The sequence below is a fragment of the Anabaena sp. TISTR 8404 genome, assembly GCF_056847745.1.
In genome coordinates this window covers 821,366-842,890 of record NZ_CP180578.1, presented here as the reverse complement: position 1 = coordinate 842,890, position 21,525 = coordinate 821,366, and the positions used below count along the sequence as shown (strand labels likewise).

The window sequence follows — 21,525 nt, the reverse complement described above, 5'->3', positions numbered from 1 at the left end:
AAATTAACCCCTCATCTTTTCTCTCTGCGCCTCTGCGTCTCTGCGTGAGATAAAAAAATACTATGAAACCCCATCTATTTTTAACAATAACCTTAACCTCCCTCCTCCTCTTCTCTCCCCTTCCCGCCAACTCAAACCAACCACTAGACGTACAACAATATCGTGCTAACTTACTCTTAAATCTCGGCAACCGACAACTAACCAACGGACAATTTAAAGCAGCCTTAACATCCTTACAAGAATCATTAAAACTATATCAAATAACAGGCGATCGCACTGGTGAAGCCAACGTACTATTTCGCTTAGGTGCTACTTACTTTACCCTTGGTAGATACCAAACAGCGATTTCTTTTTACAAACAAAGTTTACAGCTAACCCAAGATTTTGATAATCAATCAATTACAGTCCAAATTTTAGAACATCTCAGTAATACTTATACCACCATTGGCGATGAAAAGTTAGCCAAAAAATATCAAGAACAAGCAACAGCACTTAAAAAAGAAATTGGTAATCCCGACAGAGAAGCCGCTTTTTTAGGTAATGTTGGTTTAGAACATGATGCCGCAGCAGAGTATAAACAAGCAATTGCTTTTCATTCACAACAACTAACAACTGCTAAGGCAAATAACAACTATCAACTGCAAATAGATTCCTTACAAAATCTGGCTGCAACTTATCGAAAATTGGGGCAGTATTCACAGGCGATCGCAGCTTATCAGCAACAGTTAAAATTAGCTCAGGAATTAAATAATAATCCCTTAGTAAGTTCGACATTTAAGCAAATAGCAGAAACATATCAAGCACAAGGTGATTTTAAGCAGGCGATCGCTTTTTATCAACAACAGCTAAAACTCACTGAAAAATCTCAACAATCTGAGTTAATTAGGCAACTAGGACGCGCTTATACTTTGGCTAAACAATACGACAAAGCCATAGCATTATATCAGGAACAATTAACTTCTGCCAAAGCTAGTAAAGATAAATATACCCAAGGCACAGCTTTAAATAATTTAGCGTTTGTTTATCTAAAATCTAGCAAGTTGGATGAAGCTCAAACTACACTGCAAGAAAGTATTAAAAACTGGACATCCCTGCGCTTAGATTTAGGGAATACAGTTGATTATGCTGCCGAACAAGCCAATACATATCGCTTGCTACAACAAGTCTTGATTGCACGAAATCAGCCAGAAGCCGCATTAGAAATATCTGAACAAAGTAGTATCATGGCATTCTTACAATTACTGGGAATGCGTTTAGCTTCTGAACCAAAAGATAATAATTTAAAAATAGCACCTAAGTCAATTAGCTTACCCAACATTACCGAAATTCAAGCAATTGCCAAAGAACAAAAATCTACTCTTGTAAAATATGCGATTATTCCTGATGATGGATTGTATGCTTGGGTAATTCAGCCAACAGGTAAAGTTATATTCCGCCAAATTAAACTGAACAATGAAACTACAATTACACCAATAACTTCTATCGCAGAAACAGTTGATAAAATCCCTAAATATCTCGGTTTAAATAGTCAGGAAAATCACCCGAAAGAACTTGTTAATCCTTTATTACAGTTACATCAACTATTAATCAAGCCCATCGCTGACTTATTACCAGAAAGTCCCACAGCCCAAATCATATTTATTCCCCAAGATGAGTTATGGTTTGTTCCCTTCCCGGCTTTGGTTGATATTTCTGGCAAATATTTAATTGAAAAACATCCAATTTCCACTACGCCAGCAATTCAAATATTGAAGTTAGCCAAAGAACAACGCAGTAAAACAGGTGGTAGTAAAGTTGTCATCGTGGGCAATCCTACCATGCCGAAAATTGCCCGTGCAATTAACGCAGCAGCACAGCCTTTACCACAATTAGTAAATTCGGAACAAGAAGCTTTAGCTATTGCTGATTTCTTCAAAACTCCAGCTTTCATTGGTAGTCAAGCAACAAAAGCGGCTATTTTGCCTTTATTACCCAAAGCCAAAATAATTCATCTCGCAACTTATGGTGTTTTAGATGATGTGAAAAGACAAGGGATACCGGGAGGAATTGCTTTGGCTGGAGAGAATAACGGACTACTTACCGCCAACGAAATTCTCAATTTGTATACTCAACCAAAAGGCAAACGTTTGCGTGCTAGGTTAGCTTTTATCAGTGCTGGCGAAACAGGAAATAGTCACTTAGGCAACGGTATGCTGGGTTTATCTTTAGCACTTATAACATCTGGTATGCCTAGTGTTATAGTCTCGCAATGGGCATCATCGGATACACCTACATCTGTACTAACTACCGAGTTTTATCGCCAGTTAAAGCAGAACCCTAACAAAGCCCAAGCCTTACAAAAGGCTATGTTAGCAACGATGAAGCAGTACCCCAATCCTAAAGACTGGGCAGGATTTAATTTAATTGGAGAAGTACGTTAAAAAATAATAAAAAAGACACACAATATAGCAAAAGCATAAACAATAAATCTTACATAGGATTGATTTTTTATAGTTGAAATTTAAAATGTCTAATTTACGCTCTCCGATTTATTTTGTTTCATTCAAGAAATATATATATTTGCTATCTACTAGCTTGATTTTTGGTTGTGCCTGTGTAATTTTAACTTTGCCATCATTAGCACAAGCCCCAAATCCAGAAGGAAACCCTAATCAAGACCGCTTTCCCCAGCCAGCAACAACTCCACAACCTTTACCGCCAGAATCACAACCACCCATACAACCAACACCAACACCAACTCCAGAAACGCAGCCTACAGAGGGTGGTTCTCAAACTATTCGAGTAGAGAAAATCAACGTTACAGGAAGTACAGTTTTTCGTTCAGAGAGATTTCAAAAGATTACTCAGCCATTAGAAGGGCGTGAAGTCACTGTTGAAGAACTACGCAAAGCGGCTGATACCATCACTCAAATTTACCTTGATCAAGGCTACATTACTTCTAGAGCGATTGTCGTAGACCAAACCGTTAACAATGGCGTAGTAGAAATTCGGGTAATTGAAGGGACAATCGAAAAAATTGAAGTTCAAGGCACAAAACGGTTAAATCCAGAATATGTGCGTAGTCGTATAGCTTTGGGTGCGGGTAAGCCGGTTTTGACCTCTGCATTAGAAGACCAATTAAGATTACTCCGGGCTGACCCTTTATTTTCTAACGTTGAAGCTAGTTTACGTGCGGGTAGTGGCGTTGGTCAAAGTATTTTGATAGTGCGCGTTACCGAAGCACAACCTTTCAATGCAGCGTTGACTGTAGATAACTATTCTCCTCCTAGTATTGGTTCGGAAAGATTGGGTGTGAATGCTAGTTATCGCAACCTCTCAGGCTTGGGTGATGAATTTGACGCGTCCTATTATTTAACAACGCGGGGAGGCGCAAATATTTTTGATTTTAATTATCGCCTGCCAGTCAACCCGATGAATGGCACATTACAACTGCGAACCTCATTTAATAATACGAATGTAGTGCAAGAACCATTTGCAGCATTCGATATCAGTGGGGAGTCGCAACTGTACGAAATTAGTTTTAGACAACCACTCATCAGAACACCACGGGAAGAATTTGCCTTGTCTCTAGGTTTTGCAGTGCAGAATGGTCAAACCTTCACCTTTGCAGGGCCGACACCCTTTGGTTTTGGGCCAGATGCAGAAGGTAACAGTCGCACCCGTGTAATTAAATTTGGACAAGATTATGTAGTTCGGGATCTCAACGGTGCTTGGGCATTGCGATCGCTATTTAGTTTTGGTCTTGGTATATTTGATGCTACCAGTAATCCCAGCCCTATACCCGATGGGCAGTTTTTTAGTTGGTTAGCACAAGCGCAACGCGTACAACGCTTAGGTACAGATAATATATTGATTGCCCAAGCTGAGTTACAACTGACACCCGATGCTTTGTTACCAGCCCAGCAGTTTGTTGTGGGTGGTGGTCAGTCAGTACGCGGCTATCGGCAAAACGTCCGCGCTGGTGACAACGGTGTAAGATTTACTATTGAAAACCGCTTAACAGTGCAAAAAGACGCATCAGGTAACTCAACACTGCAAATTGCCCCATTCTTTGATATGGCTTATGTCTGGAATGTAGATGATAATCCTAACACCTTACAACGCCAGAAATTTATTGCAGGTATCGGAGTTGGCGTATTATTTCAACCACTACCACAGCTTGATATCAAACTTGATTACGGATATCCCTTGATAGACTTAGATGACCGGGGAAGAAACGCCCAAGATGATGGTTTTTACTTCAGCGTTGGGTATCGGTTGTAGATTTTGCTAGAGGCGCTTAGGCTAGAGAGCGATCGCCTGTGCAGCTAATGTTATCGTAAAACATATTAGAGAATCACCATCAAAGCAAATGACCATCACTGTCAACGTTGCTGAAGCAACTGCCAAATTTAGTGAACTTCTGAATCAAGTATTATTAGGTGAAGAATTGGTGATTGCTGAACAGGGAATTCCGGTTGCACGTCTAGTCGCACTCACAAATAAGAGTTCTCCTCGTATTCCCGGCTTAGACCAAGGTAAAGTATTTATTGCACCAGATTTCAATGAGCCTTTACCAGAAGAAATCTTGAGTGATTTTGAAAATTCTAAATTTGTTTAGTAATGAGAGTTTTACTAGATACCCATGCCTTCATTTGGTGGGTAACAAATGACCCTCAATTATCTGCTAACGTTCGTAATCTGATTTTTCTTGGCTTCTGCGGCTTTACGGTTTATTTTGGTATCGGATAAACCAAGAGATAGATAGTATCTTTTACCTCCATAACGAAACCGTAGTTGTAATCGGCTATTGGAATCAATGATAGAGACACTTCCCTTGGGTTCTTTCTTTACCTGTAGATGTTTTGGTGTACATATAATTAGTAGTACTTTTGTACCTAAGTTTACACCCAAAGTACCCTAAACTACCCCAAATCATTGTATATTTTTAGTACAAAAATACTATAAAAAACTTTTCTATAAATAAAACAAATCCTTTTAAGCTATGTCTTACAAGGGTTTTAGCTTTTAAGCGGGCGGCGGGAATCGAACCCGCATTAATAGCTTGGAAGGCTATATAAAATCCTTTATTTACAACAGTTTCAGCTTTTTTATACAATTTCTACACCCAATTTACACCCAACAGAACAATATTAAAATTTCATGACTTTTCAATTCCCAGTGACCTTAATTAGAACAAAAATCAAACTTGATTTAGTAATCCATCTTCTCAAATTAATAGTCTCTAATAATCCATCAAGGTCAGACAGTAAAAAGTAAATGGGATTAAATGTGGGCGATCGCCTGTGTATGGGCTAAAAAAACAAGGTGACGTAGATTAAAAAGCGTTGTTATGCGGTACTTACGGCATTTGGAGAACAAACACCGGACAGTTGAAAGTGTACGATAACAAATTTGAGCGTAGAATTAGAGAAAAATTTCAGATTAGTTAATTTTGTGGTTATATCCTGCTAATTTTAAATGATCATACCCAAATAATTAGCAATCAATTCAGCATTGATAAATTTTTTATTTTTTGTTACGCAAAGAAAATAGAGCTTATACTAATAGATACTTACACAGCAAAAGAAAGAGTAAAGTCTTATATGGAAGAATACTTTAAATAAGCTCAGCAATAAAAAGTGATAAATTTATTCGGTTTTGAAAATCAATGAGCGTTTTAAAGCTAAATATAAAATAAGAACGAGAACCAAGAAAACTTTTCTAAATCGGAAGAAACTAAAATCAGGCAATCTGTTTATTTGTACAAAAGATATTTTCCAAATATAAATTATAAATTGTATTGTAATGCTGCGGTAGGCTACGCCTATACAAGGCAGCAGAGGCTGATGTTGTGGCATTTCAACAATAATTCTACTACTTTAGCCAGTGATTATGAGTAGCAATCAGTGCAGAAAACAATGGTTTCAAAATAGGACATATATCGGTTTATAAAGAAAATCCATATTACTTTTTTTGAATTTTTGTATATGTCGAATTATCAATTTGGCAGACGCAGCATAGATTGCAATCACCTTGGAGTTACACTTGTAACTCTTATATTATCGTTTGCTGTCATAGGAGAACTAAAAGCTGTCGCATTTGTTGCAAATCTGAGACTAGGACACACACAAATTGCTCAAAATTTTAAAGATGAGGCCGATAGTCTGCTGACAGAAGGTACACAAAAACTAGGGCAAAACCAATTTCAAGCAGCATTAGAAGTATTTGAAAAAGCTTTAGCCTTATATCAGCAGGCTCATGATCGCAAAGGTGAAGGTGTTACTCTTTACAAAATTGGTGAGACTTATTACTCTCAAAGCAAATTTTCCCAATCAATCAAGTTTTATGAGCAAGCTTTGAAGATTTTTAGGGAGATAGATGATCGCACTCAAGAAGCCCTAACACTCAATAAAATTGGATTATCCTACAGTAATTTAAGTCAATACCCCAAAGCCTTGGAATACTATCAGCAAGCTTTAGCGATAGAAATAAAAGAGGGAGATCGTTCTGGGCAAGGCACTACCCTCAATAATATTGGGGTAATTTACAACAATTTGGGGGAATATCCCAAAGCCTTGGCGTACTATCAGCAAGCTTTAGTAATTCATCAACAAGAGGGAAATCGCTCTGGGCAAGGCACTACCCTCAACAATATTGGCGAAGCTTACCGTAATCTGGGAGAATACTCCAAAGCTTTGGGGTACTATCAGCAAGCTTTAGCGATAGAAATAAAAGAGGGAGATCGTTCTGGGCAAGGCACTACCCTCAATAATACTGGCGAAGCTTACCGTAATTTGGGACAATACTCCAAAGCCTTGGCGTACTATCAGCAAGCTTTGGTGCTTCGTCGAAAACTGGGCGATAAAGCAGCTGAAGGCAATACGCTTAACAATATTGGGGCGGTTTACAACGATTTGCGAGAATACCCCAAAGCCTTGAAGTACTATCAGCAAGCTTTAGTGATAGAAAAACAAGTGGGTGACAAAGCAGGCGAAGGCACTACCCTCAACAACATTGGCGAAGCTTACCGTAATCTGGGAGAATACCCCAAAGCCTTGAAGCACTATCAGCAAGCTTTAGTGATTCGTCAACAAGTGGGTGACAAAGCAGGCGAAGGCAATACCCTCAACAACATTGGCGAAGCTTACCGTAATTTTGGAGAATACCCCAAAGCCTTGGAGTACTATCAGCAAGCTTTAGCAATCCGTCAAAAACTGGGTGACAAAGCAGGCGAAGGCAATACCCTCAACAACATTGGGGCAGTTTACTACAATTTGGGAGAATACCCCAAAGCTTTGGCATACTGTCAGCAAGCTTTAGCAATTCGTCAAAAACTGGGTGACAAAGCAGGCGAAGGCACTACCCTCAACAACATTGGCGAAGCTTACCGTAATCTGGGAGAATACCCCAAAGCCTTGGAGTACTATCAGCAAGCTTTAGCAATTCGTCAAAAACTGGGTGACAAAGCAGGCGAAGGCACTACCCTCAACAACATTGGCGAAGCTTACCGTAATTTGGGAGCATACTCCAAAGCTTTGGAATTCCATCAGCAAGCTTTGGTGCTTCGTCGAAAACTGGGCGATAAAGCAGATGAAGGCAATACGCTTAACAATATTGGGGTGGTTTACAACGATTTGCGAGAATACCCCAAAGCTTTGGAATTCTATCAGCAAGCTTTAGTGATAGAAAAACAAGTAGGCGACAAAGCAGGCGAAGGCACTATCCTAAACAATATTGGCGAAGCTTACCGTAATTTGGGAACATACTCCAAAGCTTTGGCATACTATCAGCAAGCTTTAGCAATTCGTCAACAAGTGGATGACAAAGCAGGCGAAGGCACTACCCTCAACAACATTGGGGCAGTTTACTACAATTTGGGAGAATACCCCAAAGCCTTGAAGTACTATCAGCAAGCTTTAGCGATAGAAAAACAAGTAGGCGACAAAGCAGGCCAAGGAAATACACTTAACAATATTGCTTGGTTGCTAGATCAACAAAAACAACCAGAATTAGCAATTGTTTTCTTCAAGCAATCAGTTAACGTTAGAGAAATAATTCGCAAAGACCTGCGAGTATTACCGCGCGAACAACAAGAATCATATACAAAAACCGTTGCACATACCTATCGTCGCTTAGCTGACCTATTGCTACAACAAGACCGGGTTCTGGAGGCGCAACAAGTTTTGGATCTTTTGAAAGTGCAAGAACTACAAGGTTACCTCCGCAATGTAAGAGGGACTGGTCAGCAGTTGATAGTGCTACGTCCCGAACAAGAAATTTTGCAAAAATACAATGCTATACAAGAAAGCGCCATTCAATTAGGACAAGAACTCACTCAATTGCGAGAAATTCCAGAAGCTAACCGCACTCAAGCACAGCAACAACGTATTGCCCAATTGGTACAATTAGAAAAAGAAATCAATAAGCTATTTAATGAATTTATTCATAGTTCCGATATAGTTCAACTTGTTAATCAACTAACTCGTGAGGTCAGCAGACAAAATCTAGACTTAACAAACTTAGTTTCTCTCCATGACGACTTGCGCCGCCTCAATGCAGTCATTCTTTATCCCCTAATCCTCGATAACCGCCTAGAATTGATAATCACTACTCCGGATACTGCACCTCTACGCCGTACCGTCAATGTGAAGCGAAAAGAGCTAAATCAGGTAATTGTTGATTTTCGTTCTGCCTTAGAACATCGTGACGACAATGTGAAAGTGCCAGCGCAAAAACTCTACACTTGGTTGATCAAGCCATTAGAAACTGACTTGAAACAGGCTAAGGCGACGACCATCATCTATGCTCCCGATGGGCAATTGCGCTACATCCCCTTAACAGCATTGTATGACGGTAACCAATGGCTGGTGCAAAACTACCGTGTTAACAACATTACGGCTCAATCCCTCACCAAGTTCATTAGCTCATCACCATCTGAACTTCGGGTTTTGGCAGGAGCTTTTGCAGATCCCAAACTTAGTTACTCTGTCCACATAGGTCAACAAGAGTTTAACTTAAGGGGTTTACCCTTTGCAGGTCAAGAGGTAGCAACACTTGCCGAGACAATTTCTGGTACTACCAAACTATTAGATCAAGATTTTAGTCTGAAAGCAATTGAACCACGCATGAATGAATATAGTATTGTACATTTTGCTACTCATGCAGCTTTCGTACCCGGACAGCCAGAGGATTCTTTTATTCTATTTGGTAATGGCGATCGCCCTACCCTCAGAGATATTGAAAGCTGGGAACTGCATAATGTAGACCTGGTAGTTTTGAGTGCTTGCGAAACTGGTATTGGTGGCAAACTGGGTAATGGGGAAGAAATTTTAGGTTTAGGTTATCAGTTTCAACATCGTGGGGCAAGAGCAGCAATAGCTTCTCTTTGGGCAGTTGATGATGGTGGTACACAAGCGTTAATGAATGCTTTCTATACCATCCTCAAGCGAGGTAATGTTACAAGGTTAGAAGCACTACAACAAGCACAGATTGCTTTGATTACTGCTAACAAAAAGACTGATGATCAACAACAAAGGAGCAGTATTGAAATAGAAGCGATTAATAACAAATTACCATTAAATGTAGTCCATCACCTCAGCCATCCTTACTACTGGTCACCCTTTATTCTGATTGGTGATGGTTTCTAAGTATTTTTAGTAATTATCTACAAAAATCTTTGATTGTTATTAGTTTTATTTTTCTAAAACAATAAATATTTTAGATATTAGTAAATAAAACTTAATCATAAAATTGTAAACTCAAAGACAAGCTTTACAGCTTATAACATGATTGAGGATAGATTCCAATTAATTTCTTTTCCATAATTCCATCTCAAAGAGGATGAAATTTATGAACAGATTCCTGACGATAATTATGATATGGCTATTGTAGTGATTTAAACATTGCTCACAAGAGATAGAAAACAATAATAAAAGAGTGAAACAACTTATTTTAAGTGATATTTACGAATCATTGATTTTTTAGATAATTTTTATTCCTCATTCTTTATTGAGACAGTTTTAGTTAATTTTTTCTACTAATTATTGCTGATTATCTCTTCAATCAAGAATAGCAAGATTTCGAGACTGGGGGAAAAGCAGGTTATGTCAATTATCAAGCGTCGTCAGTTTTTACAGTTCACTGGCTCGATACTAGCTACTCTCGGTTTAAGTCAGTTAGAGATTGAACAACAAGCTATTCGTTATGCTCAAGTTTTAGGGCAAAATACTCCTCGTAAACGAGCTTTATTAGTAGGCATTAATGACTACATTAATATCGGGCAGTATCAATGGTTTCCATTAGAAGGGGCAGTCAATGATACTCAAATCCAGAAAGAACTCTTAATCAACCTCTTCGGTTTTCAAGCAGACAATATCCGCACATTACACAATCAAGAGGCAACCCGTGACAATATATTACAAGCCTTTGAAGATCACTTAATTAAATGGGCACAGCCAGGAGATGTAGTAGTCTTTCACTACTCTGGGCATGGTTCTCAAGTTGCCGATCCCGATAAAGTTTTTGATGATGGACGAATTAGCACAATCGTACCCATCGATAGTTTCCTACCACCTGGATTTCCCAACAAAGGCGGCAAAGTAAAAGATATTACTGGGCATACCCTGTGGTTGTTAATGCAAGCTATCAACACAGAAAATGTCACCTTTGTGCTGGATAGCTGTTTTTCCGGTGGCGCAAGGAAAGGGATTGTAACCATCAGATCACGTCCTGGTGATCAAGAACTGTTGAGACAGATCACCGATTCTAAAATCCAACTCTTGGCCAATACTCAGGAACAGGAATATCAAAAACAACTAATGTCTCGGTTGAAGTTGACTAACTCAGATTTTGTAAAATTGCGTCAACAAGGTGTACCAAAAGGTGTGATGCTTGCTGCTGCTAGGCGGTATCAGTCGGCTATTGATACTCGCTTTGCTGATACTCCTGCTGGCATTTTTACTTATGTACTCACCCGCTATCTTTGGCAACAAACAGGTGCTGAGTCAGTTAATCAGGTGATGGCGAGTACTACCACTACGACACAAAGGATACTGCAAGAATATTTCCCTACATCTGGTACAGTGCAACAGCCAGAATTTAACATCAAACAGGGAAGTAAAAACGACCAACAAACAGTTTACTTTACGAGCCGAAAAAACACACCAGCCGAAGCAGTGATTACCAAAGTTCAAGGGAATCAGGTTGATCTGTTTTTAGGAGGTATAGATCCTCAGAGTTTAAAAGCCTTTGGTCGGGGTGCGACTTTTATCGTCGTAGATAATCAAGGGCAAGAACAAGGACAAGTACAGATTGAATCGCGGCAACAACTAAACGCACAAGGCAAACTGATTCAGGTATCTAATAGGGGAATAGTTGCACCTGGTACATTATTGCAAGAGCGATCGCGAGCAATCCCCACCAACCTCACCCTCCAAATTGGACTTGATCCATCACTAGGTCAGGAGATAGATCAGGCAAAGCAGGCACTTCAATCGATTAAACGCATTCAAGCAGTCCCACTAGAACAACAAGATGTGCAATATATCCTGGGTCGAATCACCAAAGCCTACTATGAGCAATTGCAAAACCTCAAGGTGAAAAACCTACCGCAAGTCGGCAGTATAGCGCTATTTTCCCCTGCACTTGATTTAATTCCTGATTCAGCAGGATTACCAGAAGAAACAGTAACAGATGCAGTCAAGCGACTACGAGCAAAACTCAAGTCTCTACTAGCAGCCCGAATTGTGAAGCTGACGCTGAATACTACCTCATCACGGTTAGCTGTCTCAGCTGCCATGCAAAGAGTAGACGGTAGCCAGATTGTAGCAGAATCATTCACTGTCAGGGGGGCATCAATTAAAACTCCTAGCAAGACCAGAGGGACAATACCTCAAAGTTCCAATGCTCAAAAAATGCAGCCAGGAACCGAGGTGCAATTTTTAGTAGCTAATAATGAGCCTCGTGACATTTATATTAGTGTGTTGCTCATCAGTGTCGATGGAGAGTTATCTGTCCTGTCGCCATTACCAGGCACTGAAGATGTCGCACCAGTCCCAGCAAAACAGGAAATTCAGATACCCGATCCCGATCGCGGAGAACTATATAAATTTAAGATTGGCAAAGATCCCGGAATCGCAGAGGTGCTGGTGCTTGCTAGTACAACACCACTTACAAGAGCAATTGAAAGGTTACGTGCTTTAGCAGCAGAGCAACCCACAGACAGGAGAGGATTACCTGTTGATTTGAACAAAGAACCAGTAGAGGCGATCGCTAGTTTATTAGACGACATTGATGAAGGTTCCCGCAGTAGAGGAGCGAAACCTGTTGCCGAAACTAGTTTGGTTGATACGCAACAACTAGCAGCAATGTCCATCACCTTTGAGATAGTTGTTTAGCAAGCTATTCCAAATTCAAAAATGTTTTCCTCAGCAAAATGTGAACAGTCATGCAACTATACAGATTCTTCTTGATTGTGATTGCTACTTTAATAATGATGGATTGGCAGTTTTGGAGGCTAAATTTTTCTACTCCAATTACTACATCACAGGCATGGGCACAAACTCCAAACTCACGACAAACTGAAGCAGAAAGATTGTTTCAGGAAGCTAAACAGTTGTTTGAGAAAGGTCAAGTTGAATCGGCATTGCAGTCTTGGCAGCAGGCACTTGTTATTTATCAGGAACTTAACGACCGTCGAGGTCAAGTATTGACGTTACTCCAACTAGGAATTGCTTATGAAAAGCTATTCAACTATCAGCAAGCAATTAAACACTTAGAGGCATTATTGCCTATTGCTAAAGCAATTAACGAACGAAAGCTACTTGCTGTAGCTTTAGAGGTCTTAGGAAATTCTTATAAAGAACAGGAAGACTACGCTAGAGCAAAAGATTACCTCCAACAATCTTTAGCCCTGATCCGAGAAATTAACAATCCTCCTTGGGAGGCAGAAATTCTCAATAATCTAGGACTGGTTTACTGTGCTGAGGGTAATTATAAACAAGGCATTGAATATTATCAGCAGGCATTAATCATTACGCGAGAAGTTCAAGAAAATGAAGCAGAAACACTAATTTTGAATAATTTGGGAGTGGCTTATCATTTTTCTGGAGATTTGGATCAAGCAATTAAATCCTATCAGCAAAGTTTAATCCTTGCACAAAAAATCAAAAACCTCGATTTAGAAGCTAAGTCTTTAAACAATTTGGGGAGTATTTACGAAGACCGCAAAGATTATGCCCAAGCAATTAAATACTATCAGCAAAGTTTAGCAGTCAAGCAGAAAATTCGAGATAGACGGGGAGAAGGGATAACTTTAGGTAATCTGGGCAATGTTTATCGGGAACAGGGAAACTATCGCCAAGCAATAGAATTGTATCAGCAGAGTTTAGCGATCGCCCAAGAACTGAACAACCAATCTGAAGTGAGGCGAGCACTGGGCAATCTTGCCTATGCTTACTTAATCTCTAATAATTACGGCAAAGCTCTCGATTACTACCAGCAAAGTTTAATGCTTGCCAAGTCTATTAAAAACTTGTCAGAGGAATGTGACGCTTTGAATGGATTAGGATTAGCATATATCTATTTGGGTGACTATGCTAAAGCACTAGACTATTATAACCAGAGTTTAGCGATCACTGAACAACTAAAAGACCCATCCAAAAAAGGAAAAGTTTTCAACGGTCTGGGAATGATTTACTTTTTCTTAGGAAATTACCAAAAAGCAATTGATTTCCACCAGATGGCTTTGACAATTGCAAAGGAAAGTCGGGACTTTCTAGGAGAAGGACAAGCATTGGGAAATCTGGCAGTAGTTTACCGTACTCAGAAGGATTATGCCAAGGCAATTGATTACCATCAGCAGAGTTTGGTAATTTTCCGGAAACTCAAAAATCGCAGAGATGAAGGAATAGCACTGACTCTTCTTGGCAATGTTTACCGTGAAATGAGAGATAGTCAGAAAGCAATTGATTATTATCAACAGAGTTTGGTAATTGCGCGAGAAATTAACGACAGAGATACAGAGGGTAAGGCTCTGGGGAATCTGGGAAGTATTTACTCTTATTTAGGCAAATTATCACTTGCAATAGAATATCAGAAAATGTCTTTGGCAATCGCGCGGGAAAGAAAAGATCCGGTGGAAGAAGCCGTTGCACTGGACAATCTGGGATTAGATTTTTTTCAAGCCAGTAATTTTGCCGCAGCCGAGAAGGCACTATATGACGCAATTGAAATCTGGGAATCAATAAGATATAAATTAGGTAGCGACGATATCAATAAAATTTCCATCTTTGAAAGACAGGCTCTAACTTACCAAAAATTACAAGAAATTCTAGTTTCCCAAGATAAAACTGAAGCATCACTAGAAGTTGCTGAACGGGGTCGTGCTAGAGCCTTTTTAGATTTTTTGATTTCCCGATTATCTCCCTATATCAAGCAACAGGATTTAGTTTCCTTAAAAAATCAAGTTGCATCTCCTAATATTCAGCAAATTAAACAAATAGCCCAAAATCATAATTCTACCCTGGTTCAATACTCGATTTTGTTTAACAAATACCTCTACATTTGGGTGGTTTCACCAGAAGGAAAAGTATGGTTACACCAAACAGACCTAAAAAAATCTTTAGACATTTCCTTATTAAATCTCGTCTTAAAAAGCCGTGAGTCTATAGATGTTGGAAGAGGTAGAACCAGTAGTATTATTCGCGAGCAAATTTCTAGGGTAGATCAAACAGAACATCTGAAACAACTCCATAAAATTCTTATTGCTCCCATTGCTGATTTTCTGCCTTCAGATCCTAACGCTCATGTCATTTTCATGCCGCAAGGAGAACTTTTTTTAGTTCCCTTTGCTGCTTTACAAGATGAAGATGGCAAATACTTAATCGAAAAACACACAATTCTAACTGCACCTGCAATTCAAGTTTTAGACTTAACCCAACAGCAACGGCTTAAAGTTCAACAAGCTAACTCTCAAGGAATTGTCATTGTTGGCAATCCTACCATGCCGAAAGTGACTGTCAAAATTGGCGAAACCCCAGAACAACTTAAACCCTTACCAGCATCTCAAGAGGAAGCGATCGCCATAGCAGAAATTTTCAAGACTAAATCGCTCACAGGTAATCAAGCAAGTAAAGCAGCAATCCTATCTAAACTATCTCAAGCGAGGATAGTTCATTTAGCAACACATGGGTTACTCGATGACTTCATGGGACTAGGAGTACCAGGGGCGATCGCCCTTGCTCCCTCTGGTACAGGTGAACTCAACGACGGCTTACTTACTGCCAATGAAATCCTAGATTTAAAGCTAAATGCTGAGTTAGTGGTTTTGAGTGCTTGTGACACAGGAAGAGGAAGAATCACGGGCGATGGTGTTATTGGTTTATCTCGTTCTTTAATCAGCGCAGGTGTGCCTAGTGTTATGGTCTCTCTGTGGTCAGTTCCTGATGCTCCTACTGCCGAGTTAATGACTCAGTTTTACCGTAATTGGCTTTCTGGCAAACTGGATAAAGCCCAAGCTTTAAGACAGGCAATGCTGACAATTATGAAAAGCCATCCTCGCCCTAAAGACTGGGCTGCATTTACATTAATTGGAGAAGCAGAATGAATAAAATTTATCAACAATCTAAATAAGCATAAAACCTGTTCCCATCAGATTACTAACCTTTTTGGTATGGCGACTGGAAGAAACAGTCACAGATGCTGTCAAGCAACTACGAGCAAAACTTAAGTCTCTACTGGGAGCCTGAATTGTGAAGCTGACGCTGAAGGCGATCGCTAGTCTGTTAGATGACTTAGAAGAGGGTCGTCGTGGTGGTCGTACCAGTGTGATCGCCGAAGGTTTTGACAATGCCATTACAGGTGTTAGCCAAATTGATACACAACAGATAGCTGCGCTGTCCATCACATTTGAGGTAGTCGATAAATCGAAAGCAGAAATCCAAGCAAGTGGTGTCAAAGTGTCCGTAGCATAGAGAAATAAAGAAATTTTCAATAATGATTTAGGACTGCTACATAGACTTTTAAAAAATTCGTTTGAGAGGGAATAAAATATGCAATCCCTAAAAATTTACTCCATAGTTAAGTATAGTCGCCTGACTTTACTAACTTTCTTAGTCACAGTTTCCACTTCTGCACCATCTATAGGACTAATAGTTCCTAGCGAAAGTTTAAGAACTGACAATCGCCAACATCTAGTGCAAAATTCCCAAGCACGCGAAGCAGAAGCAGAGCGATTGTATCAACAAGGCAGTCAGCAAGATCAAAATGGTCAACTGAATGCCGCTATCAAATCTTTTCAACAAGCTTTGACTATTTATCAAGAACTGGGAGACCAAAAAGGGCAACTTAGAGCATTAGGAAAGTTAGGGCTTGCTTACTATGCATTGAGAGACTATGACAACGCTATTAAATTCCTTCAGCCGTTTTTAACAATTAGTCAGGAACTCAAACAACGTCAAGGTGAGGAAATTGCACTAATGTATTTAGGCAGTTCTTACCTGTTCCTCAAAAAATATGCCGCAGCCGTTAAATACTATCAGCCTAGTCTAACAATTGCGCGAGAAATTCCAGACGTTCAAGGTGAAGGAATAATTCTCTCAGGGTTAGGAATTGCTTATGACAATTTAGGAGAATATACCAAAGCAATTGAGTCCTACGATCAACTCTTGGATTTGTCCCAGAAAGTTGGGAATCCACAGATCAAAGGATTAGCAGAACTAGGTTTAGGAAATACCTTCGATCATTTGGGAGATGAGGAACAGGCGCTAAAATTTTATAACCAGGGTTTAAAAACTGCTCAATCAACTAGAAATCGCCAACTAGAAGGACGGGTGAGGGGAGGTTTAGGAAATGTTTCAATCTCTCAAGGCAACTATCAAAAAGCTATTGAATACTATCAACAGAGTTTCTTGATGGCTCGAGAAACCCAAGATTTAGAGGGACTAAGTAATGCAGTAGGCAATTTGGGTAATGCTTACTATGTGAATGGCGAGTATCAAAAAGCGCTAGAGGCTCAACAGCTAAGTTTAGCGATCGCTAGAGCTAAGATGGACAAGGAGGGAGAAAGTGAAGCGTTATCCGGTCTTGGGCTGGCTTATGAAGGGTTAGGACAATATGACCAAGCGATCGCATCCTATCAACAGCAGTTAGCGATCGCCGACTCAACTGGTAACCAACTTGATGCCGGAATAGCTCTCAATAATCTTGGCGGTGCTTACATGACAGCAGGTAAGCTGGCAGAAGCCGAAAAAAGTCTGCGTTCTTGTATCCAAAAATGGGAATCACTGCGAAAAGAACTCAAAGATACTAATCGAATCTCCATCTTTGAAAACCAGGTACTTACTTATGGTTTGCTACAAAAACTTCTCATCTTAAAAAATCAACCTACGGCGGCGTTAGAGATTGCAGAACAAGGTCGGGCAAGAGCATTTGTAGCATTATTGGCATCAAAAATATCCCAGCCAACGCCAAACATTACCTCACCCTCAATCCCAGAAATTCAACAAATTGCCCGCAGCCAAAATGCCACATTGGTAGAGTATTCAATTATCTATGATGACCCAGTTCCCAAAAAACCTTTATTCCGAGCCGCAGATTTATTTATTTGGGTGGTTAAACCCACAGGTGAAATAGCATTTCGCAAAGCTGACCTCAAACCTCTATTATCGCAACACAAAATCTCTTTAGAAGATTTAGTGACCAAATCCCGCGAGTCTTTTGGTGTGAGGGGTCGCGGTAGCAGTATTGTAGTAGAACCCTGGAACGATGGTGACCAGACAAACAAAAACTTACAACAGTTGCATCAAATCCTAATTCAGCCAATAGCTGACCTCCTACCAACCGATGCAAATTCTCGTCTTATTTTTCTGCCACAAGCAGCTCTCTTTCTAATACCCTTTCCAGCTTTACAAGACTCATCTGGCAAATACCTAATTGAAAAATACACTATCCAAACAGCCCCCTCAATTCATGCGTTGCAACTGACCTACCAGCGACAACAACAATTGAGAAGTCACCCAACAGACCGCAAGCATCAATTAGCTCTAGTGGTAGGCAATCCCAAGATGCCTAGTGTTAGTCTCAGATTGGGCAATCCTCCTCAAGCATTAAACCCATTACCAGGGTCTGAACAGGAAGCTATTGCTGTTGCTCAGTTGTTGAATACCAAAGCTATTTTAAACCAGCAAGCAACGAAAGCTGCTATTTTGCCTCAACTGTCTCAAGTAAGTATTATTCATCTAGCAACGCATGGACTGTTAGATGACTTCAAGGGATTGGGCTTCCCAGGTGCGATCGCTCTTGCTCCATCCGGTAACGGTCAAGTTAACGATGGCTTACTCACTGCTGACGAAATTTTAGATTTGAAGCTAAATGCTCAGTTAGTAGTTCTCAGTGCCTGCGATACTGGACGGGGACGCATTACTGGTGATGGTGTAATTGGTCTATCTCGTTCTCTCATTACCGCAGGTGTTCCCAGTGTAATTGTATCCCTATGGTCTGTGCCTGATGCTCCTACTGCTGAGTTAATGACAGAGTTTTACCGTAATTGGCTTTCTAGCAAAATAGATAAAGCCCAAGCATTAAGACAGGCAATGCTGACGACTATGAAAAACCATCCTCCAATCAAAGATTGGGCTGCATTTACCTTAATTGGAGAAGCAGAATGAGTAAATTTTATCAGAAATATGAATAGCCATAAAACCTGCTCTCATTGGATTACTAATTTTTGTGTCTTGAAGCTGATGAAGGACTATAATAGCAATCCTATGAACTGGACTGGATTCATCCTAATTGGGGATGCAGATTGAGACCTTGGGGAGTTTACTATAAACTTACAGGCATAGTTTCAAATGACAGATGCTTCTAAATCGACGAGTTAGAAAACTTAGGTCTCAACCTTCCAAAAATATCGGCTCACTTTAAAAAGCAGAGATTATAACTGCATTTATCTTATAACAATTTATTTTCTCCACTTGCTTGACTAAATTACAAAAACTAAGTTTTTAGTAGGTTATGCTTTGTTCTCGACTACAGCAGGCAATTACACGCTATAAAACAGCAATTGAGCAACTTAGAACTGGTAATAATTCCGTTAAACAAGAGAATCAATTGGCTGATTATCAGGTGACAGATGCTTCTAAATCGACCGGATCAGAAGAACAATCAACACAACAACTGAAATCTACTCAAATTCTAGAGGTATTAGCAGCACGAGATGAAGTCCAAGCAGCTTTGGCAGATACTACCCAGACTTCTGGAGAAAGTTTAGCAGCGATCACCGATCTGGATAAAGTCCTAAAAGCTCATGCTGGAGCGATCGCCACTATTCGCAAAACTAACGACTGGCAAACTAGCTTTAACCCAGCTAAAGAAGCCTGGTGGTGGTCATTAGAACCTGAAAGTAAGTCAGATAAATTTTGCGATCAGCCTGATTGGTTCTGGAGTGCTGTTTCCGTATCCTCTCTGACTATATCGTTGGGTTTAGTTGGAGATATTTCGTCGCGATTCCTGATTGGTGGGCCAGATACATTAGGAGCATTGGCAGTTAGTACACAAAGTATGTTAACCTTGCTTACCGCAGGAGGCGCACTGACTGTGGCAGGACAAGAAGCTTACAAGCGCATTCTTCAGAGTAGGAGAATACCAGAGCGATTTGGGCAAAAGATTAGTGCAGGTTGTTCGTTCCTATTAATGATTGGATTATTAGGTTTCCGTCTATCTCTGCCACAAATTTCTAACCTGTACAGTAACAGTGGCTTTCAAAGATTTCAATTCGGTGAGTGGGGTAGTGCTGAACAAAAGTACCAACGCGCACTGAAACTGAACCCTGATAATGCTCAAGCTCACTTTCGTTTAGGTTTACTCTACGAGGAACTGCAAAAATTTGATCGTGCCCGTACTGAGTATCAATTCGCGGTAACACAAAATATTCCTGCCGCTATTAATAATCTGTCTCGGCTCTACATCCTCGACAAAAACTACTCTGCTGCTGTCGCATTGCTATTAAAAGCTGAGGCTTTTGAACAAAAGTTGAAGCCGGATGCAGAGACTAAACACGCTATGCTGAAAAATTTGGGTTGGGCAAGGTTAATGCAAGGCGACTACCCGAATGCAGAAGCAAAATTACTCGAAGCTATCGATTTACAAAAATCCGCTAACCTGAAAAACAATATTACTGCGCCCCACTGTCTACTAGCACAGGTTATGGAAGCCCAAAAGGATAAAAAAGGCGCTCTATTAGAATGGGAGGCTTGTAATCAAGATGTCAATATTGCCACTCATCCAGAGGAAGATAGTTGGCGCATAACTGCCCAAAAACGTCTGACACAACAAGGGAATAGTAAATGACAGGCGCTAAATTAATTTGCCAAATGTTGGTATTAGGAGCGGTAATGCTTGCGATAGGAAAACCTGCGATCGCTGAAGCCGCCCCGAAAGCAATGGTTTACTCTGCTAGAATTGACTCTGCAAAAGGCAGAGTATTGCTCAAGCGTCCCGATTGGTCAGATTTTCGACCTGTTTCAGTTGGGACGGAATTACATCCAGGAGACCAGATCAAGCCTAATAAAGATGCCACGGTCAGAGTAGTTTGTCCTAATCTCTCCAAACCGATTGTTCCCAGAGGAGTGCCATCAGGTCTGAAAACGATCTGTCCTGTCTGGGTAGCAGTCATCCCCAAAGCACCTCCACCTCCTGGGATTCTAGGTGGTGTTAATCCCTTCATCCCTTACTTAATTGCTCCTCGTCACACCCTACTGCTGAGTGACACTCCTACTTTCCGTTGGAACCCGATACCTAGAGCAACGAAATACACTTTGGCATTACTCAACTCTAGAGGAATTGTTTGGCAAACACAGGTAAAACAATCTTTTGTTGTTTACCCTGGTAATCCTCCATTACAACCAGGAACTAACTATTCGCTCGTTGTTAAAGCTGATACTGGCAAATCCTCGCAAGAAGAAGGAACATCTAATCTAGATTTCAGAGTGCTACGTAAATCTGAAGCAGCAACTGTCCAAGCGGAAGTAGCTGAAATAACTAAGTTGGGGTTGGATAAGCAGGTAACTGCTCTAATGGTGGCTAATCTTTACAGTCGCTACACTTTGCCACAAGAGGTAATTCCAGCCTATGGACTAACTGCTGATACTTTTAAAAGCTACAACTTGAGTGCAGAGGCGATCGCAACATTAGAAGCTTTAGTACAGGGAGGCCAGGAATCACCTATAATCTATCGCTCATTAGGGGATATATACTGGCAAACTGGATTAGCTCAAAAAGCAATAGACAATTATTTGACAGCAATCAAACTTGCCAAAGGTGACGAAGATTTAGAAGAGAAGACATTAGCCCAATTTGCTTTAGGGGAAGTTTATGCTGCAATAGATGATATCAAACAGGCGGTAAACTCGTACTCTCAAGCAAAAAATGGATTTACTTTGCTAGGCGATAACAAACGTGCCAATTTTTTACAGCAGCAGATTGAAAGCCTTCAGCAACAATCGTTATTGTTCACGCTTTATTTACATGATATTTATTAGCCTCTCC

Annotated in this window: 11 protein-coding genes; 10 read left to right on the top strand and 1 reads right to left on the bottom strand. The window is 40.2% G+C overall.

Annotated elements, in window-relative coordinates; all coding sequences use genetic code 11:
• Positions 1-62: 62 nt before the first annotated feature.
• The 3 genes from ACMX3D_RS03555 to ACMX3D_RS03545 all read left to right on the top strand — a co-directional run bounded on the left by ACMX3D_RS03555 (position 63) and on the right by ACMX3D_RS03545 (position 4,600).
• Positions 63-2,420, top strand: coding sequence for a CHAT domain-containing protein (locus ACMX3D_RS03555; RefSeq protein WP_482750105.1), 2,358 nt, complete (start codon positions 63-65; stop codon positions 2,418-2,420).
• An 85-nt stretch (positions 2,421-2,505) separates the two neighbouring features.
• Positions 2,506-4,263: a ShlB/FhaC/HecB family hemolysin secretion/activation protein gene (locus tag ACMX3D_RS03550; protein WP_482750104.1), complete on the top strand. Its 1,758-nt coding sequence runs from the start codon at positions 2,506-2,508 to the stop codon at positions 4,261-4,263.
• 88 nt (positions 4,264-4,351) lie between these two features.
• A complete protein-coding gene (locus ACMX3D_RS03545) occupies positions 4,352-4,600 on the top strand; it encodes a type II toxin-antitoxin system Phd/YefM family antitoxin (RefSeq protein ID WP_482750103.1) in 249 nt (82 codons plus the stop codon).
• Positions 4,601-4,659: 59 nt separating this feature from the next.
• Here the strand turns inward: ACMX3D_RS03545 and ACMX3D_RS03540 are convergent, their stop codons facing one another.
• Positions 4,660-4,893, bottom strand: a complete 234-nt coding sequence (locus ACMX3D_RS03540) for an Arm DNA-binding domain-containing protein (RefSeq protein ID WP_482750102.1) — start codon at positions 4,891-4,893, stop codon at positions 4,660-4,662.
• Between the two features lie 1,076 nt (positions 4,894-5,969).
• On the opposite strand from ACMX3D_RS03540, the gene ACMX3D_RS03535 reads away from it, so the two are divergent.
• The 7 genes from ACMX3D_RS03535 to ACMX3D_RS03505 all read left to right on the top strand — a co-directional run bounded on the left by ACMX3D_RS03535 (position 5,970) and on the right by ACMX3D_RS03505 (position 21,518).
• Positions 5,970-9,629, top strand: coding sequence for a CHAT domain-containing protein (locus ACMX3D_RS03535; RefSeq protein ID WP_482750101.1), 3,660 nt, complete (start codon positions 5,970-5,972; stop codon positions 9,627-9,629).
• Positions 9,630-10,085: 456 nt separating this feature from the next.
• Positions 10,086-12,377, top strand: coding sequence for a caspase family protein (locus ACMX3D_RS03530; protein WP_482750100.1), 2,292 nt, complete (start codon positions 10,086-10,088; stop codon positions 12,375-12,377).
• A 50-nt stretch (positions 12,378-12,427) separates the two neighbouring features.
• The gene (locus tag ACMX3D_RS03525; protein ID WP_482750099.1) at positions 12,428-15,586 is read left to right on the top strand and encodes a tetratricopeptide repeat protein; all 3,159 of its coding nucleotides are present in this window, start codon (positions 12,428-12,430) and stop codon (positions 15,584-15,586) included.
• 145 nt (positions 15,587-15,731) lie between these two features.
• Positions 15,732-15,953, top strand: coding sequence for a hypothetical protein (locus tag ACMX3D_RS03520; protein WP_482750098.1), 222 nt, complete (start codon positions 15,732-15,734; stop codon positions 15,951-15,953).
• 78 nt (positions 15,954-16,031) lie between these two features.
• Entirely contained in the window at positions 16,032-18,647 is a 2,616-nt protein-coding gene (locus ACMX3D_RS03515) for a CHAT domain-containing protein (protein ID WP_482750097.1), read from the top strand.
• A gap of 346 nt (positions 18,648-18,993) precedes the next feature.
• Positions 18,994-20,328 carry a tetratricopeptide repeat protein gene (locus ACMX3D_RS03510; RefSeq protein ID WP_482750096.1) on the top strand — a complete coding sequence of 445 codons (1,335 nt, stop codon included), beginning with the start codon at positions 18,994-18,996 and terminating at the stop codon, positions 20,326-20,328.
• Positions 20,325-21,518, top strand: coding sequence for a tetratricopeptide repeat protein (locus ACMX3D_RS03505; protein WP_482750095.1), 1,194 nt, complete (start codon positions 20,325-20,327; stop codon positions 21,516-21,518). The genes ACMX3D_RS03510 and ACMX3D_RS03505 overlap by 4 nt, the downstream gene beginning before the upstream one ends.
• Positions 21,519-21,525: the final 7 nt, after the last annotated feature.

Coding starts and splice junctions, on each gene's coding strand:
- ACMX3D_RS03555 (WP_482750105.1), top strand. CDS start 63: ATGAAACCCCATCTATTTTTAACAATAACCTTAACCTCCCTCCTCCTC.
- ACMX3D_RS03550 (WP_482750104.1), top strand. CDS start 2,506: ATGTCTAATTTACGCTCTCCGATTTATTTTGTTTCATTCAAGAAATAT.
- ACMX3D_RS03545 (WP_482750103.1), top strand. CDS start 4,352: ATGACCATCACTGTCAACGTTGCTGAAGCAACTGCCAAATTTAGTGAA.
- ACMX3D_RS03535 (WP_482750101.1), top strand. CDS start 5,970: ATGTCGAATTATCAATTTGGCAGACGCAGCATAGATTGCAATCACCTT.
- ACMX3D_RS03530 (WP_482750100.1), top strand. CDS start 10,086: ATGTCAATTATCAAGCGTCGTCAGTTTTTACAGTTCACTGGCTCGATA.
- ACMX3D_RS03525 (WP_482750099.1), top strand. CDS start 12,428: ATGCAACTATACAGATTCTTCTTGATTGTGATTGCTACTTTAATAATG.
- ACMX3D_RS03515 (WP_482750097.1), top strand. CDS start 16,032: ATGCAATCCCTAAAAATTTACTCCATAGTTAAGTATAGTCGCCTGACT.
- ACMX3D_RS03510 (WP_482750096.1), top strand. CDS start 18,994: ATGCTTTGTTCTCGACTACAGCAGGCAATTACACGCTATAAAACAGCA.
- ACMX3D_RS03505 (WP_482750095.1), top strand. CDS start 20,325: ATGACAGGCGCTAAATTAATTTGCCAAATGTTGGTATTAGGAGCGGTA.